Source organism: Mycolicibacterium canariasense, from assembly GCF_002101555.1.
Lineage (GTDB): Bacteria > Actinomycetota > Actinomycetes > Mycobacteriales > Mycobacteriaceae > Mycobacterium > Mycobacterium canariasense.
The window spans coordinates 171,124-187,010 of record NZ_LQOL01000049.1; the positions used below are offsets into that span (position 1 = coordinate 171,124).

Annotated in this window: 17 protein-coding genes; 10 read left to right on the top strand and 7 right to left on the bottom strand. The window is 66.8% G+C overall.

All coding sequences use genetic code 11. The features are described 5' to 3' along the window. Positions 1-3 precede the first annotated feature (3 nt). The gene (locus AWB94_RS13520; protein ID WP_024455013.1) at positions 4-612 is read right to left on the bottom strand and encodes a TetR/AcrR family transcriptional regulator; all 609 of its coding nucleotides are present in this window, start codon (positions 610-612) and stop codon (positions 4-6) included. Positions 613-692: 80 nt separating this feature from the next. Here AWB94_RS13520 and AWB94_RS13525 point away from each other — a divergent pair, with 80 nt between their 5' ends. Further along, positions 693-1,589, top strand: a complete 897-nt coding sequence (locus AWB94_RS13525) for an alpha/beta hydrolase (protein ID WP_201029514.1) — start codon at positions 693-695, stop codon at positions 1,587-1,589. A 16-nt stretch (positions 1,590-1,605) separates the two neighbouring features. Here the strand turns inward: AWB94_RS13525 and purD are convergent, their stop codons facing one another. Next, entirely contained in the window at positions 1,606-2,874 is a 1,269-nt protein-coding gene (gene purD / locus AWB94_RS13530) for a phosphoribosylamine--glycine ligase (protein ID WP_062655808.1), read from the bottom strand. 114 nt (positions 2,875-2,988) lie between these two features. Between purD and AWB94_RS13535 the strand changes: the two genes are divergently transcribed. Beyond that, positions 2,989-4,218, top strand: coding sequence for a cytochrome P450 (locus AWB94_RS13535; protein WP_062655809.1), 1,230 nt, complete (start codon positions 2,989-2,991; stop codon positions 4,216-4,218). Between the two features lie 9 nt (positions 4,219-4,227). After that, on the top strand, positions 4,228-4,821 hold the full coding sequence (locus tag AWB94_RS13540; RefSeq protein ID WP_062655810.1) for a TetR/AcrR family transcriptional regulator: 594 nt from the start codon (positions 4,228-4,230) through the stop codon (positions 4,819-4,821). A gap of 52 nt (positions 4,822-4,873) precedes the next feature. Here the strand turns inward: AWB94_RS13540 and AWB94_RS13545 are convergent, their stop codons facing one another. Genes AWB94_RS13545 through AWB94_RS13565 form a run of 5 tightly spaced genes read right to left on the bottom strand, consistent with a single transcriptional unit; the run spans position 4,874 to position 9,644 of the window. Beyond that, positions 4,874-6,100, bottom strand: a complete 1,227-nt coding sequence (locus AWB94_RS13545) for a hypothetical protein (RefSeq protein WP_062655811.1) — start codon at positions 6,098-6,100, stop codon at positions 4,874-4,876. Then, positions 6,090-6,539, bottom strand: coding sequence for a carboxymuconolactone decarboxylase family protein (locus AWB94_RS13550; protein ID WP_062655812.1), 450 nt, complete (start codon positions 6,537-6,539; stop codon positions 6,090-6,092). The genes AWB94_RS13545 and AWB94_RS13550 overlap by 11 nt, the downstream gene beginning before the upstream one ends. Next, positions 6,536-7,381, bottom strand: coding sequence for an NAD(P)-dependent oxidoreductase (locus tag AWB94_RS13555; RefSeq protein ID WP_062655813.1), 846 nt, complete (start codon positions 7,379-7,381; stop codon positions 6,536-6,538). The genes AWB94_RS13550 and AWB94_RS13555 overlap by 4 nt, the downstream gene beginning before the upstream one ends. Before the next feature lie 31 nt (positions 7,382-7,412). After that, entirely contained in the window at positions 7,413-8,162 is a 750-nt protein-coding gene (locus AWB94_RS13560; protein ID WP_062655814.1) for an SDR family oxidoreductase, read from the bottom strand. Between the two features lie 12 nt (positions 8,163-8,174). Next, the gene (locus tag AWB94_RS13565) at positions 8,175-9,644 is read right to left on the bottom strand and encodes an aldehyde dehydrogenase (protein ID WP_062655815.1); all 1,470 of its coding nucleotides are present in this window, start codon (positions 9,642-9,644) and stop codon (positions 8,175-8,177) included. 201 nt (positions 9,645-9,845) lie between these two features. Here AWB94_RS13565 and AWB94_RS13570 point away from each other — a divergent pair, with 201 nt between their 5' ends. The 7 genes from AWB94_RS13570 (at position 9,846) to AWB94_RS13600 (ending at position 15,885) form a co-directional block, all read left to right on the top strand. Next, a complete protein-coding gene (locus AWB94_RS13570; protein WP_062655816.1) occupies positions 9,846-10,445 on the top strand; it encodes a TetR family transcriptional regulator in 600 nt (199 codons plus the stop codon). Beyond that, a complete protein-coding gene (locus AWB94_RS13575; RefSeq protein ID WP_062655817.1) occupies positions 10,442-11,656 on the top strand; it encodes a cytochrome P450 in 1,215 nt (404 codons plus the stop codon). The genes AWB94_RS13570 and AWB94_RS13575 overlap by 4 nt, the downstream gene beginning before the upstream one ends. Positions 11,657-11,680: 24 nt before the next feature. Next, positions 11,681-12,541: an SDR family oxidoreductase gene (locus AWB94_RS13580; RefSeq protein ID WP_062655818.1), complete on the top strand. Its 861-nt coding sequence runs from the start codon at positions 11,681-11,683 to the stop codon at positions 12,539-12,541. Continuing rightward, a complete protein-coding gene (locus tag AWB94_RS13585) occupies positions 12,538-13,896 on the top strand; it encodes a lanosterol 14-alpha demethylase (protein ID WP_062655819.1) in 1,359 nt (452 codons plus the stop codon). Before AWB94_RS13580 ends, AWB94_RS13585 begins: the two co-directional genes overlap by 4 nt. 5 nt (positions 13,897-13,901) lie before the next feature. Then, on the top strand, positions 13,902-14,108 hold the full coding sequence (locus tag AWB94_RS13590; protein ID WP_062655820.1) for a ferredoxin: 207 nt from the start codon (positions 13,902-13,904) through the stop codon (positions 14,106-14,108). A 12-nt stretch (positions 14,109-14,120) separates the two neighbouring features. Further along, a complete protein-coding gene (locus AWB94_RS13595) occupies positions 14,121-14,660 on the top strand; it encodes a nuclear transport factor 2 family protein (RefSeq protein ID WP_062655821.1) in 540 nt (179 codons plus the stop codon). Between the two features lie 91 nt (positions 14,661-14,751). Continuing rightward, on the top strand, positions 14,752-15,885 hold the full coding sequence (locus tag AWB94_RS13600; protein WP_062655822.1) for an NDMA-dependent alcohol dehydrogenase: 1,134 nt from the start codon (positions 14,752-14,754) through the stop codon (positions 15,883-15,885). Positions 15,886-15,887: the final 2 nt, after the last annotated feature.

Sequence of the window (15,887 nt, forward strand, 5' to 3'; positions counted from 1 at the left end):
GAGTCAGTCGAACGGGGCGAGAACGTCGATCACATCCATCAGGGTGGCGCGGGCGGTCTCGCGTGGGGTATCCCCGTCGTCGACGAGGGCGGCGACCACCGCGCCGTCGACGGCCCGCACCATCGCGGTGAGCAGTTCGGCGTGCACCGTTCGCCCGGACCGCTCCACCACCTCGACCACGGCATCGGTGCGCTGCCGCAGGATCCGGCGCTGGATATCGCGCAGTTCGGGCTGCCGGGCGCAGGCAATGTAGCGCTCGTAGCGGGAGATGAGTTCGGGCACCCGGGAGCCGGGGTCGTCGCCGACGAGCAGGTCGACCAGCAGGTCGGCCGTGGACTCCGCGCCCCGCTTGCGCCGGGACAGCGTCGCCACCTGTGACTTCATCTGCTCGGCCTCGCGGGCGCCGAGATGTTCGACGGCCTTGGCGATCAGATCCTCCAGTGAGGAGAAGTAGTAGGTCGTCGACGCCAACGGCAGACCGGCCCGTCGCGCTACTGCCCGATGACGCACCGCGTCGATACCGCCTTCGCACAGCAGATCGGCGGCGGCGCTCACAAGAGCGCCCCGCCGCCGTTCCCCTTTGGGAGTCACTGCCGCCGTCACGCCTTGCATGCTGCCAGCAAAGGGCCTGCTGTATGGGGGTTTTAGGCAATCACCAAGCCACTCCACAAGTTCGGTGCACGTCCGATGGCATGATGGCCCGCATGCCAGACGTGACTCGCCGGACGGTTCTGCGGCTGGGCCTCGGTGCGGCCGCCGGTGCGGCCGGTGCCTACGCGCTGGGCGCCGCGGTGAGCGCCCCGGACACCGCCGCCCCGCCGGTGGCGATGACGAGTGTGGGTGCCCCGCTCGCCCCGCCGCCCGTCCCGCAGCAGCCGGCGCCGACGTATGTCTCCGGGTCGTTCGTGTCGGCGGCCCGCGGTGGAATCACCACCAACTGGGCCATCGCCCGCCCGCCCGGCCAGACGGCGCCGCTGCGGCCCGTCATCGCCCTGCACGGCAAGGGCAGCGACGCCGCCACGGTGATGGCCGGCGGGGTGGAGGACGGTTTGGCGCAGGCGGTTGCGACCGGCATCCCGCCGTTCGCGGTGGTGGCGGTCGACGGCGGCGGGGGTTACTGGCACAAGCGTGCCGATGGTGACGACGCCGGCGCGATGGTGCTCGACGAACTCATCCCGATGCTGGCCGACCAGGGACTGGACACCTCCCGGGTCGGTTTCCTGGGCTGGTCGATGGGCGGGTACGGCGCGCTGCTGCTCGGCGCGCGGCTGGGCCCGGCGCGTACCGCGGCGATCTGCGCGGTGAGCCCGGCGTTGTGGACGTCGCCCGGGGCGGCCGCGCCGGGAGCCTTCGACGGCGCCGAGGATTACGCTGCCAACAGTGTGTGGGGTTTGCCCGCGCTCGGCCAGATCCCGATCCGCATCGATATCGGCGACAGCGACCCGTTCGCGTCGGCGACCCGGCAGTTCATCGCCCAGTTGCCGACGCCGCCGGCGGGCGGCTTCTCCCCCGGCGGTCACGACGCCGGATTCTGGAGTTCGCAGCTGCCGGCCGAGGCGGCCTGGCTGGGCCCGCTGCTCGTCGCCTAGATCCGGGCTTCGCCCGCTAGAGCGAGATCCGGCCTTCGGCCGCGGCCAGCCCGATATCGGTGCGGAAATGGCTGCCGGGCAACCGGATCGACTCGATCCGCCGGTACGCGTCGGCCCGTGCCGCGGCGAGGTCGGCGCCGGTGCCCACCACCGACAGCACCCGGCCCCCCGAGGACACGATGGCGCCGTCGTCACGCCGGCTGGTACCGGCGTGCAGCACACCTTCGGCCTCTGAGCCGGTGATCACATCGCCGACGCGGGGCCGGCCCGGATAGTTCTCGGCGGCGACGACGACCGTGACGGCCGCCCCGTCGCGCCACCGCAGCGGCGGCTGGGCGGCCAGCGTGCCGGTGGCGGCGGCGTGCAGCAGTGTCCCCAGCGGGGAGTCCAGCAGGGCGAGTACCGCCTGGGTCTCCGGATCGCCGAAGCGACAGTTGAATTCGACGACGGCGGGGCCGTTCGAGGTGATGGCCAGGCCGGCGTAGAGCAGCCCGGAGAACGCACTGCCACGTGAGACCAACTCGGCGGCAACGGGTTTCACCACTTCTTCGACGATCTGCGTGAGCACCTCGGCCGGCAGCCAGGGCAGTGGCGTGTAGGCACCCATCCCGCCGGTGTTGGGGCCGGCGTCGTTGTCGCCGACCCGCTTGAAGTCCTGCGCGGGCTGCAGGGGCACCACGGTCGCACCGTCGACGACGCAGAACAGCGACACCTCGGGACCGTCCAGGAACGATTCGAGCAGCACCGGGTGGCCGCTCTCGAGGAGTTCGGCGGCATGTGCGCGGGCGGTGTCCCGGTCGGCGGTGACGACGACACCCTTACCGGCGGCCAATCCGTCGTCCTTGACCACCCAGGCCTGCTGACCGGCGGGCGGGCCGAACCGGTCCAGCGCCGCGTCGAGGTGAGCGGGGTTGTCGACGATCTCGCTGGTGGCCGTCCGCACCCCGGCCGCGGTCATCACGTCCTTGGCGAACGCCTTGGATCCCTCGATGCGGGCGGCGTCCTTGGACGGACCGAAGGTGGCGATGCCGGCCTTGCGCAGCGCGTCGCCGACGCCGAGCACCAGGGGCACCTCGGGGCCGATGACCACCAGGTCGACGTTCAGCCGCTGCGCGAGCGCGACGACCGCCTCCCCCGATGTCGCGTCGACGTCGTATTGCTCGGCGACCGCGGCGGTACCGGCGTTACCGGGCGCCACGGCCAGGTAGTCGACGCCCGGATCGCGGCTCAGGGCCAGCAGCAGGGCGTGTTCACGGGCACCGGATCCGATAACGAGGACGCGCACGAGTGCCCACCCTATCGGCCCACGTTCGGCGCCGACACCAAAGCCGCGGCCATACACTTGACATTACAGTGTATGGTCGTGACAACGAGTGCGCTACGTCACAGGAGGACACCGATGACCACGGCAAATGCCTGCCCGTTCGGCGACCGGATCGACTTCACCGACCCCGACGTCCTGCTGCGCGGCATTCCGGTCACCGAGTTCGCCGCGCTGCGCAAGACCGCGCCGGTCTGGTGGAACGAGCAGCAGGAATCGATCTTCGGCGACGGCGGCTACTGGGTGATCAGCCGGCACGAGGACATCAAGGCCATTTCCCGCAACGGCGACATCTGGTCCACCAATTCCAAGGGCGCGGTCATGCGCCTGCCGGACGGCATCACCGCCGATCAGCTCGAGCTCACCAAGGCCTTGCTGATCAATCACGACGCACCCGAACACACCCGGCTGCGCAAGCTGGTGTCGCGGTTGTTCACCCCGCGCTCGGTGGCCGCTCTGGAGCACAGACTGGCCGAATCGGCGCACGCCATCGTGGCCGCGGCGAAGGAGAAGGACACCGGCAACTTCGTCGACGACATCGCGATGGGCCTGCCGCTGCAGGCCATCGCCGACCTGATCGGCGTGCCCGAGGAGGACCGGGAGAAGATCTTCCACTGGTCCAACTGCATCATGAACACCGACGACCCGGATTTCGACGCGGATCCGACCACCGCCAACGCGGAGTTGATGGGCTACGCGTACACCATGGCCGAGCAGCGCCGGGCATGTCCGGCCGACGATATCGTCACCCGGCTGGTCCAGGCCGACACCAACGGGGAGTCCATCACCGAGGTCGAGTTCGCGTTCTTCGTCATCCTGCTGGCCGTCGCGGGCAACGAGACCACCCGCAACGCGATGACGCACGGCATGAACGCGTTCTTCGAAAACCCGGACCAGTGGGAGCTTTTCAAACGCGAGCGGCCGGACACCGCGATCGAGGAGATCATCCGATGGGCCACCCCGGTGCACTGCTTCCAGCGCACCGCGCTGGTGGACACCGAAGTGGGTGGCGTCGCGATCGGCGCGGGACAGCGCGCCGGGTTGTTCTACAGCTCGGCCAACTTCGACGAAGAGGTGTTCGACGCCCCCTTCCGGTTCGACATCCTGCGCAACCCGAACCCGCACCTGGCGTTCGGCGGGAACGGTGCCCACTTCTGCATCGGCGCCAACCTGGCCCGGATGGAGATCAAGCTGATGTTCAACGAGATCGCCGACCAGATTCCCGACATCTCGAAGCTCGCCGAACCACAGCGGCTGCGCTCCGGCTGGATCAACGGCGTGAAGAACCTGCAGGTCGCCTACCAGTAAGCTGCCCGGGTGCGCACCCACGGCTGGTCCGGCGACGCCCCGGCATCCGACGAGGAGGCCGTCGCGCGCATCCTGGCCGCGGCGGGCAAGGCCATCGACGAGCGCGGGGCCGACTTCTCCATCGCCGATATCGCCCGCACCCTCGGCGTCACCAGACAGACGGTGTACCGGTACTTCCCCAGCACCGATGCGCTGCTGGTGCAGGCCGGCGTCGTCGCGGCCGCCGATTTCCTGGAGCGCCTCGCCGCCCACATCCAGGGCATGACCGATCCGATGGACGCCGCCGTCGAGGCCATCGCCACCGCGCTGGAGTGGGTGCCCAAGGACAAACACGTCGGGCTGTTGCTGGCACCGGGCCGCACACCGGTGCTGACCGAGTCGGTGACCTCCGATATCGCCCTGCAGTTCGCGCAATCGGTGGTGCGCCGCTTCGACGTCGATTGGAGCGCAGCGGGTTTCGACGACGATGAGCTCGACGAGCTCGCCGAGTACCTGCTGCGCATCATCCAGTCCTTCGTCATCGACCCGGGCCGGCCGCCGCGCACCGGCGCCCGGCTGCGCGACTATCTGCGGCGCTGGGTCGCGCCGGCGCTGCGCCGCTGAGCGATGTGTGGAGCGGCACCCGTAATGATTACGGGTGCGGCTCCACACATCGCTAGACGACGGTGAGCGGCAACGACTTGCGCTCCTCGAACACCCAGGATGCGCCACCGCTGAATTCGCAGACCTCGATCTCGGGGAGCTTCTTGGCCGCGGTGTCGGTCGTGATCACCCGTACGGTCCAGTCCGACTCGGTGCCGGACATCTCCGCGCGCAGGTGCGGGTCGACCGCAGCAACGATGGCCTGTAGCGGCGCGTCGGCCACCGGTGACACCAGCGAGATCCAGGCACCGTCCTCATGGGCCGGTGAGCGGCGTACGTGCACGAAGTCCGGATCCGCACGGGCGGACACGTAGGCCGCCGGGTTCAGCAGCGGGTGCAGTTCGAGCACCCGCAACGCCCCCTTGGCGTCGTCGCTGAGCTTGAGCGCCTTGTGGATTCGGGCCGCAGCCACCCCGGCGATACCGATCAGCTGTTTGGTCCGAATCGACCGGGCCAGCGCCGCATCGTCCTTGGCCCGTTTTTCCACCGCGATCGTGAACGACTTGACCAGCAGATGCATCTGCAGGCACACCTCGTCGGCGATCCGGACCAGCGCCGAGTGCGAGAACGCGGAGAAGTCGACGTCGGCGAGCAGCTCACCCGAATAGTCGGCGCTGCCTTCGTCATTCGGGTCGATCGGATCCAACTCACACGTGTAAGCATGGGTGGCGGCCACGATTTCGAGCTCGGGAATGAACGGCACCTCCGGATGGGACTCGTCGATCGTGACGGTCCAGGCACAATGCGGGTGCCGGTCCGACGGCGTACGGGGCGGCCGGTGGATCGGCCGGACCTGCGCCTTCCGGTTGGTGGCCAGCGCGGTGGCGTCGAAGGTGGGGTCCTCGATGTCGTGACACATGCCCTTGACGTAGTCGGGGCCCATCGGTTCGACGTCCAGCAGTGCCCCGCAATGGTTCAGGTAGAACTCGCCGTGCCAACGGTCGTGCACCATATAGCGGAAATCCATGAACTGTGGCGGCGCACCGATGTCCAGCTGCAGACCCTTGAACAGGGTGAAGATGTCCACACCCTCGTAGTTGAGCGCCTTCTGCATCCGCTTGGTGTAGAGCGGGCTGGAGGCCGCCCACTCCTCGATGGCGATCTGCAGCATCTCCTCGCGGCCGAAACTGCTGATGCACCAGGCCATCCCGGACCGGTCGATCAGCTGGCCGATCAGCAGCAATTCGGGTACCAGGGTCGCCAACTCGTCACGGGTCAGCGCCGCGTACCTACTGTTCATCGATACTGCCCCCGGAGTGCATCTTCACCGCGGCGTCGACATTGCCTTTCTTGTCTTCGCCTGCCCCACGTTCGGCGGCCTTCTTCCGGTTGCGCACCACCTTGGCGACCGCGCCGTCCAGCTTGGAGCCCAACGGGAATCCGAGGTAGTGGGTCAGGAAGACCGACACCTCTTTGAGTTCGTCGGCGGTCAGCTCCTCGTTGTGCAGCGCGGCATTGATCTGGATCTCGGCGAGATCCGAGTTGCCCACCGCGGTCACCGCGGCCAGGGTCAGCAGGCGTTTGTCGCGCATCGACAATCCCGGCCGCGTCCAGATGGTGCCGAACAGGTGTTCCACGGTGAGGTCGAAGTATGGGTCGCCCTGGATATCGGGCATCTCCCAACCGTAGACCTCGTTCATCTTGCGCAGACCGAGCTGGCGGCGATCGTCTGTGCTCATTGCTTTGCTCCTTCGTGTGGCACGCCGAGCCCGTCGGCCAGGCGGTCCAGCGCCACCCGGGCCAGCGGAAGGTCCACTCCCAGACCGTCACCCAGCCCGAGGGCCAGCGTCAGGTCCTTCTCGGCGAGACCGCGGGTGTGGGTGAACATCTGGTACAGCCAATGATCCGGATGCAGTGGCTTGGTGTCGTCGCGCAGGATGACGGCGCCCGGGCCACCGCTCTGCGCGTCGCTGTGCCGGACCACCCGGCCCAGCTTCTGCAGGTCGATGCCGGCGGCCTCGGCCAGTGCCATGGCCTCGCAGGACGCCGCGAATCCGATGAAGGTCAGCATGTTGCGGGCCAACTTCATCCGGGTGCCCGCCCCGGGTTCGCCGGCGCGCACCACCAACGACGCCCACTTCTTGAACACCGGCTTGACTCGTTCATAAGCCTCGTCGGTGGCACCGACCATGACGGCCAGTTCGCCCTTGTCGGCCGCGCCAGCACCTCCGCTGACCGGGGCGTCGACGACGTGAATCCCCTTGGGCGCCAGTCGCTCGGCCAATTCGGCCGCGGTGTTCGGCTCGATGGTCGAGTGGATCGCGATGACCGTGCCGGCGGCGGCGTGCTGCCCGAGCTCGGCGACCACGTCACGCACCTGCGCGTCGTTGAGCACCGTGACGCTGATGACATCGGCCGCGGCGACGCCGGCGACGTCGTCCGCCAGAATCGCACCCAACTCGGCCAGCGGGGTCATCGCCTCGACCCGCACGTCGTAGACGATCAGCCCGTCGGGCCAGTCGGCCAGCCGTTTGGCCATCGGCGCGCCCTGGTTGCCCAGGCCGATGTACCCGAGCTTCATGAGCCGTGCCGTCTGCTCTTCGCGCGAGCGCTCATCGGATGATCTGTCCGCCGTCGACGTTGAAGATCTGCCCGGTGATCCAGTTGGCCTGGTCGCTCAGCAGGAACAGGCACATGCCGACCAGGTCCTCGGGCTGGCCCATCCGCGACAGCGGGATGGCCTTGACGATGTCGGCGACCATCTCCTGCGGCGTGGTGCTTCGGTTGGCCTCGGTGTCGATCGGGCCGGGGGCGATGGCGTTGATGCGGATGTTCTGGCCGCCCAATTCCCGGGAGAGCTGCTGGGTGAGGCCGTTGATGCCGACCTTGGCCAGCCCGTAAAAGTTGGCGTACATCCAAGCGGCGGTGGACGATTGGTTGACGATCGCGCCACCACCACGCTTGGCCATCTTCTTGTACACCGCGCGGGTGCACCACAGCGCGCCGTCGAGGTTCACGCTCATGAACTTCTTGTAATAGTCCGGGTCGACGGTCAACAGGAAGTCCAGCTTCATGCCACCGAAGATGGCGGCGTTGTTCACCAGATAGTCGATGCCACCGAACTCCGAAAGCGTCTGTGCGGCCATATCCCTGGCCGACTCGGGGTCGGATACGTCGACCCGCACCGCCAGCGCGGTCCCGCCTTCACCCAAGATGGCGTCGGCGACCTTCTGCGCGCCCTCGACGTTGATATCGGCCACCACGACCGCCGCGCCCTCGCGCGCCAGCGCCTCGGCGTAAGCCTGGCCGATGCCGCCGCCGGCACCGGTCACGATGCCCACCTTGTTGTCGAATTGCCCCACTGTGGTTCTCCTTCAGTTTGCCAGCGTCGCGATGAGCTTGGTCTCCAGATACTCCTCGAAGCCGGCCACGCCCATCTCGCGGCCGACCCCGGACTGCTTGTAGCCGCCGAACGGTGCGTCGGCCGAATACCAGACACCGCCGTTGACGTTGACGGTGCCCACCCGCAGCCGGGCCGCCACCGCCTGCGCGCGGGCGTCGTCACCGGCGAACACCGTGCCCGACAACCCGTAGGGCGAGTCGTTGGCGATGCGCACCGCGTCGTCGTCGCCGTCGTGGGCGATGACGGTCAGCACCGGGCCGAAGATCTCCTCACGGGCCACCTTGGCCGAATTATCCAGGCCGGCAATGACGGTCGGCTCGATGAAGAACCCCTTGTCCAGCTCGGCGGGGCGTCCGCCCCCGCAGGCGAACCGGCCGCCCTCGGCGATCGCCGAGTCCAGGTAGCCCTGGATCCGGTCCCGTTGCCGCGCCGAGATGACCGGCCCGCACACGGTGCGCCTGCTGTTCGGGTCACCGGGTTTGATACCGCCGAGCGTCGCCGCCGCGGCCTCGACCGCCTCGTCGTACTTCACCCGGGGCACCACCAGGCGGGTGGTGATCGCGCAGCCCTGTCCGGCGTGCATGGCGACGGTGAATGCCGCCATCGCGCAGGCGCCGTTCAGGTCGGCATCGTCGAGCACCAGGAATGCGGACTTGCCGCCGAGTTCGAGGAACACCTTCTTGATGGTGACGGCGGCGTCGGCCATCACGGCGCGGCCGGTGGCGGTGGACCCGGTGAACGACACCATGTCCACCCTCGGGTCCTTGGACAACAACGCGCCGACGCCGTGGTCGTCGGAGGTGACGATGTTGATCACGCCGGGAGGGAAATCGGTGTGCTCGCTGATGAGCTCACCGAGCACCGCGGCCGCCCACGGGGTGTCCGGTGCGGGCTTGAGGACCAGTGTGTTGCCGGCGGCCAGCGCCGGCCCGACCTTGGCCAGGTTGATCTGGTGCGGGAAGTTCCACGGGGTGATCGCGCCGACCACGCCGACGGCTTCCCGGGCGATGGTCCGGTTGGTCGGAATCCCCTGCGGTGTCGCGTGTCCCAGATCGGTGTGCCAAGCGTAGCCCTCGGCGGTGTCGGCGGCGAATGCCAGGTCTTCGATCGGACCTTCCAGCTGAGCACCGGAGGTCAGCATGCGTGGCGCGCCGACCTCGGAGATGGTCAGCTCTCGCAAGTCTTCGACATGCTCCTGCATTGCGGACCGCAACTGGCGCAGGCAACGCACCCGCAGCTCGGTATCGGTCGACCAGTCGGTGGTGTCGAACGCGGTGCGGGCCGCGCCGATGGCGGCCGACATGTCGGATTCGTCGGCATTGGCCGCCACGCCGAGGACTTCCTCGGTGGCGGGGTTGATCGTCTGGAAGGTCCCGCCGTTTCCGGTGACGAGCTTGCCGTCGATGAGTAGTCGGCTTTCGCGGTCGGCGATCAGCGACATCCGCACTTCCTTTACCTCCGTCGGGCTGTCCTGGACGGGTCCTTTCCTGGACAACTGTCCGACAGCGTTCATTCGAACCATAACCGGACCTACATCGCGGTAGCAAGACCGGGATCGGCCATGGAGCCACCCATGGCCATTTACATGCGTATTCACGGCAACAACTTGCCCCGAGAAGCCCGCGTCGACTAACTTGGACATGTGTCCAGCGATGCCGTGGCGGCTGCCACAAGTGAGGCCGGGGAGATGCAACGCAACCGGCGCCAGGAAGAGACCTTCCGCAAGGTTCTGTCGGCCGGGGTGGAGATGCTGCGCGAATCCTCTTACGCAGACCTGACCGTGCGCGCGGTGGCAGCGCGCGCCAAGGTCGCCCCCGCCACCGCCTACACCTACTTCTCCTCGAAGAACCACCTGATCGCCGAGGTCTACCTGGACCTGGTCAAGCAGGTGCCGTACTTCACCGACGTGAACGACCCGATGGCCAGCCGCGTCGACAAAGCAGTACGCGCCCTGACGATGGTCGTCGCCGACGAACCCGAAGTCGCGGCCGCGTGCACCACCGCCCTGTTGGGCGGTGGCAGCGACCCGGCCGTCCGCGCGGTCCGCGACCGCATCGGGGCCGAAATCCACAAGCGCATCCGTTCGGCGGTCGGCCCCGATGCCGACCCGCGCGTCGTCTCCGCCCTCGAGATGACCTTCTTCGGTGCTCTCGTCAACGCCGGCAGCGGCGCGTTCACCTACCACCAGATCGCCGACCGATTGACCTACTCGGTCGGGCTCATCCTGGGAGAAAATTCATGAACAGCCCCACGTCAAGCGGGATCATCGAGCCGATCCTCGACCCGTACGACTACGACTTCCACGAGGATCCGTACCCCTACTATCGCCGGTTGCGCGACGAGGCTCCGCTGTATCACAACGAGGAGCTCAAGTTCTGGGCACTGTCCCGGCACAAGGACGTGGTCGCCGGTTTCCGCAACAGCGTCACCCTGTCGAACAAACACGGCGTGTCCCTGGATCCGATCTCCCGCAACGATGAAGCGCACCGGGTGATGTCGTTTCTTGCCCTCGATGATCCGGGCCATCTGCGCCTGCGCACGCTGGTCTCGAAAGGCTTCACGCCGCGGCGTATCCGGGAATTGGAGGGTCGGGTCACCGAGATCGCGGTGCAGCATCTCGATGTTGCCCTGCAGCGCGACACCTTCGACTACGTCGACGATTTCGCGGGCAAGCTGCCGATGGACGTGATCTCCGAGCTGATGGGCGTGCCGGATGAGGACCGGGTGCGTATCCGCGCCCTGGCCGACGGCGTGATGCACCGTGAGGACGGTGTCGCCGACGTCCCCGAATCCGCGATCGCTGCCTCCGGGGAGCTGCTGGTCTATTACGCCGACATGGTCAAACAGCGCCGCAAGAACCGCTCCGACGATCTGACGTCGGCACTGGTGGATGCCGAGGTCGACGGGGACCGGCTCACCGACGACGAGATCATGGCATTCCTGTTCCTCATGGTCGTCGCCGGGAACGAGACGACCACGAAACTTCTTGCCAACGCCGCCTATTGGGGCGCCAAGTTTCCCGACCAGCTGGCACCGGTGTTCGACAACCACGACCTCATCGTGCCGTGGGTCGAAGAGACGCTGCGCTATGACGCCTCCAGCCAGATCCTGGCCCGCCTCGTCGTCGAAGACCAGACCTACTACGACACCACGGTTCCGGCCGGCGACGTGCTGATACTGCTGATCGGTTCGGCCAACCGCGACGAGCGCGTGTTCGACAATCCCGACGAATACCGGATCGACCGTGAGATCGGGCCCAAGCTGGTGAGTTTCGGCAGTGGTGCCCATTTTTGCCTCGGCGCGCATCTGGCCCGCATGGAGGCCCGGGTGGCGCTCACCGAATTGTTCAAGCGCATCCGCGGATACGAGGTGGACGAGGCCAATGCCGTCCGCGTCCATTCCAGCAGTGTCCGCGGATTCGCTCATCTCCCGATCACCGTCCAGCACCGCTGACAGGCTCGAAAGGTATCGACACGCATGCCTCGTTTTGCACCCCTGCCCGAACGCCGGCCGGCCCTGGTCGCCGGCGCCTCCTCCGGAATCGGTGAAGCCACCGCGATCCGTCTGGCCCGCAACGGTTTTCCGGTTGCCCTGGGAGCACGCCGGGTGGACAAGTTACAGGACATCGTCGGCAAGATCCGCGCCGACGGCGGCGAAGCCATCGCCGTGCACCTGGACGTCACCGACCCGGACTCGGTCAAAGCCGCCGTCGAGCAGACAACCTCGGAACTCGGGGACATCGAGGTGCTGGTCGCCGGTGCCGGTGACACGTACTTCGGCAAGCTCGACTCGATCAGTACCGAGCAGTTCGAGTCACAGGTGCAGATCCATCTGATCGGCGCCAACCGGGTGGCCACCGCGGTGCTGCCCGGCATGCTGGAACGGCAACGCGGCGACCTGATCTTCGTCGGATCCGATGTGGCCCTGCGCCAGCGCCCGCACATGGGCGCCTACGGTGCCGCCAAGGCAGCCCTGGTCGCGATGGTGAACAACTATCAGATGGAACTGGAAGGCACCGGTGTGCGGGCGTCCATCGTGCATCCCGGCCCGACCAAGACCTCGATGGGCTGGAGCCTGCCTGCCGAATTGATCGGGCCCGCCCTCGAGGACTGGGCCAAGTGGGGCCAGGCGCGCCACGACTACTTCCTGCGCGCGGACGACCTGGCCCGGGCGATCACATTCGTCGCCGAGACACCGCGCGGCGGCTTCATCGCAAACATGGAACTGCAGCCCGAAGCCCCGCTGGCCGACGTCAAAGACCGCCAGAAGCTCGCGCTGGGTGAAGAAGGGATGCCTCCGGCGGGCACGAGCGAAGCGAGAGGGGAGTCGGCACGGTGACCGAACTCAAGGAAGTAGAACGCGTTTCAGGTGGCGAGGAGGAGCACGGCCACCTGGAAGAGTTCCGCACCGACCCGATCGGGCTGATGCAACGGGTCCGCGCGGAATGCGGCGATGCCGGCTGGTTCCAGCTGGCCGACAAGCAGGTGGTGCTGCTGACCGGATCGGAGGCCAACGAGTTCTTCTTCCGGTCCACCGACAGCGAACTGAACCAGGCCGAGGCCTATCCGTTCATGACGCCGATCTTCGGGGAGGGCGTGGTGTTCGACGCCGATCCCGAGCGGCGCGCGGAGATGTTGCACAACACCGCGCTGCGCGGCGAACAGATGAAAGGTCACGCCGCCACCATCGAGAACGAAGTCCGCCGGATGATCGAGAACTGGGGCGACACCGGCGAAATCGATCTGCTGGAGTTCTTCGCCGAGCTCACCATCTACACCTCGACGGCCTGCCTGATCGGCCTGAAATTCCGCAACCAGCTGGACTCGCGCTTCGCGAACTACTACCACCTGCTCGAGCGCGGCACGGACCCGCTCTGCTACGTCGACCCGTACCTGCCCATCGAGAGCTTCCGCATCCGCGACGAGGCCCGGGCGAGCCTGGTGGAGCTGGTACAGGAGGTGATGAACGGCCGAATCGCCAACCCGCCCACCGACAAGAGTGATCGCGACCTGCTCGACGTGCTCGTTTCGATCAAGGACGAGGAGGGCAACCCCCGCTTCACCGCCAACGAGGTCACCGGCATGTTCATCTCACTGATGTTCGCCGGGCACCACACCAGCTCGGGCACCTCGTCGTGGACGCTGATCGAGTTGCTGCGCAACCCCGAGTTCTACGCCAAGGTGCAAGCCGAGCTCGACGACCTGTACTCCGATGGGCAGGAGGTGAGTTTCCATGCACTGCGCCAGATTCCGAACATCGACAATGCGCTCAAGGAGACCCTGCGCCTGCACCCGCCACTGATCATCCTGATGCGGGTGGCCCAGGACGAGTTCGAAGTCGTCGGGCACCCGATCCACAAGGGTCAGATGGTGGCCGCCTCACCGGCGATCTCCAACCGGATCCCCGAGGACTTCCCGAACCCGGACGTCTTCGACCCGGATCGTTACCACAAACCGCGGCAAGAAGACCTGGTCAACCGCTGGACGTGGATCCCGTTCGGCGCCGGCCGGCACCGTTGCGTGGGCGCGGCGTTTGCGCAGATGCAGATCAAGGCGATCTTCTCGGTTCTGCTGCGCGAATACGAGTTCGAGATGGCCCAGCCTCCGGAGACCTACCGCAACGACCACTCCAAGATGGTGGTCCAGTTGGCCCGGCCCGCGAAGGTCCGCTACCGCAAGCGCGTGAAAGCCTGACCCAGATGGGCTGCTACCGAATCGAACTCGACGAGGACCTGTGCCAGGGCCACGCGATGTGCGAACTGGAAGCCCCGGATGTCTTCCAGGTGCCCAAACGCGGTGTCGTCGAGATCCTCGACCCAGAACCCTCCGACGACCTCCGCGAGGACGTCGAGCGGGCCATCGACATGTGCCCCACCCGTGCTTTATCACTGATCGAAAAGAACTAGGAGACAACGACAATGGCGTCACGTGAGCAACTAGAGGACTGGTCGCAACGCTGGCTGAAGGCCAACCAGGACGCGGAGGCGGCCGGCGACTGGAAACCGTTGGCGGACTTCTACGCCGCGGACGCGACCTATGGCTGGAACATCGGCCCCAAGGAAGACGTCATGTGCATCGGCCGGGACGAGATCCGCGATGTCGCGCTCGGTTTGGAGATGGAGGGCCTGGAGAACTGGGTGTACGAGTACCAGAAGGTACTCATCGACGAGAAGCAGAACGAGATCGTCGGATTCTGGAAGCAGATCGCCAGGAAGTCCGACGGGACCACCGACGAGATCTACGGTATCGGCGGCAGCTGGTTCCGGCTCGACGATCAGCTGCTCATCGAGTGGCAGCGTGACTTCTTCGACTTCGGCCACGTGCAGAAGGCGTTCATGGACCTGATCACCTCGGGTGACCTCACCCCGACCATGCAGAAGCGCATCGAGCGGTCGCTGGCGGGCGAGAAGTTGCCCGGCTACTACCCCCTCGGTCAAGCTCCGGTGCCCATCTGGTGAATCACCACCAAGCGGTTGCTTGGGGGTAGTGTGATGTGGCTAACTAGAGCCTCTAGTCTTGAGCTCGAGGCTCTCGTCGAAAGCAGGAGATATGAAGACCAAAGGCGCTCTGATCTGGGAATTCAACCAGCCGTGGTCGATCGAGGAAATCGAGATCGGTGATCCCGTCAAGGACGAGGTCAAGATCCAGATGGAAGCCTCGGGCATGTGCCACTCCGACCATCACCTGGTGACCGGCGATATCCCGATGGCGGGATTCCCGGTGCTCGGCGGCCACGAGGGTGCGGGCATCGTCACCGAGGTGGGCCCCGGCGTCGAGCACCTCGCCCCGGGCGATCACGTGGTGCTGTCGTTCATCCCGTCCTGCGGTGAATGTCCGGCATGCCAGGAGGGCCTGCGCAACCTGTGTGACCTCGGCGCCCTCCTGCTGTCGGGCACATCGGTCTCGGACGGTACCCATCGCATCCATGCCGTCAAGAACGGTCAACCCGTCATCCCGATGACCCTGCTGGGCACCTTCAGCCCCTACATGGTGGTGCACAAGAGCTCGGTCGTGAAGATCGACCCGTCCATCCCGTTCGAGGTCGCCTGCCTGGTCGGCTGCGGTGTGACCACCGGCTACGGCTCGGCGGTGCGCAGCGGTGACGTGCGCCCCGGCGACGACGTCGTCATCGTCGGTGTCGGCGGTGTCGGCACCGGCGCGCTGCAGGGTGCGCTCGCCGCCGGCGCGCGCAACATCTTCGCCGTCGACCCCGTCGAGTTCAAACGCGACAATGCACTCAAATTCGGTGCCACACATGCCTACCCGGATATCTTCAGCGCGATGGCCGGGGTCGCCGAGGTGACCCAGGGCCGGATGGCACACAAGACGATCGTGACCGTCGGCGAGCTCAAGGGCGAAGACATCGACCACTACATGAACATCACCGCCAAGGGCGGCACCGTGGTGGCCACCGCCGTGGCGAACATGGCCAGCAACGACGTCAAACTGAACCTGTCGATGCTGACCCTGCTGCAGAAGCGCTTGCAGGGCACCATCTTCGGCGGCGGCAACCCGCATCACGACATCCCGCAGTTGCTGTCGATGTACAAGGCCGGCCGGCTCAACCTCGACGACATGGTCACCCGGCAGTACAAGCTGGAGCAGATCAACGACGGCTACGCCGACATGCTGGAAGGCCGCAACATCCGCGGCGTCATCCGTTACACCGACGCCGATCGCTGACC

Bases quoted from the DNA above. Each gene is read 5' to 3' on its own strand.
- AWB94_RS13580 (WP_062655818.1), top strand. From the start codon at position 11,681: ATGCCTCGTTTTGCACCCCTGCCCGAACGCCGGCCGGCCCTGGTCGCC.
- AWB94_RS13525 (WP_201029514.1), top strand. From the start codon at position 693: ATGATGGCCCGCATGCCAGACGTGACTCGCCGGACGGTTCTGCGGCTG.
- AWB94_RS13595 (WP_062655821.1), top strand. From the start codon at position 14,121: ATGGCGTCACGTGAGCAACTAGAGGACTGGTCGCAACGCTGGCTGAAG.
- AWB94_RS13545 (WP_062655811.1), bottom strand. From the start codon at position 6,100: ATGAACAGTAGGTACGCGGCGCTGACCCGTGACGAGTTGGCGACCCTG.
- AWB94_RS13590 (WP_062655820.1), top strand. From the start codon at position 13,902: ATGGGCTGCTACCGAATCGAACTCGACGAGGACCTGTGCCAGGGCCAC.
- AWB94_RS13535 (WP_062655809.1), top strand. From the start codon at position 2,989: ATGACCACGGCAAATGCCTGCCCGTTCGGCGACCGGATCGACTTCACC.
- AWB94_RS13565 (WP_062655815.1), bottom strand. From the start codon at position 9,644: ATGTCGCTGATCGCCGACCGCGAAAGCCGACTACTCATCGACGGCAAG.
- AWB94_RS13575 (WP_062655817.1), top strand. From the start codon at position 10,442: ATGAACAGCCCCACGTCAAGCGGGATCATCGAGCCGATCCTCGACCCG.
- AWB94_RS13520 (WP_024455013.1), bottom strand. From the start codon at position 612: ATGCAAGGCGTGACGGCGGCAGTGACTCCCAAAGGGGAACGGCGGCGG.
- AWB94_RS13550 (WP_062655812.1), bottom strand. From the start codon at position 6,539: ATGAGCACAGACGATCGCCGCCAGCTCGGTCTGCGCAAGATGAACGAG.
- AWB94_RS13600 (WP_062655822.1), top strand. From the start codon at position 14,752: ATGAAGACCAAAGGCGCTCTGATCTGGGAATTCAACCAGCCGTGGTCG.
- AWB94_RS13555 (WP_062655813.1), bottom strand. From the start codon at position 7,381: ATGAAGCTCGGGTACATCGGCCTGGGCAACCAGGGCGCGCCGATGGCC.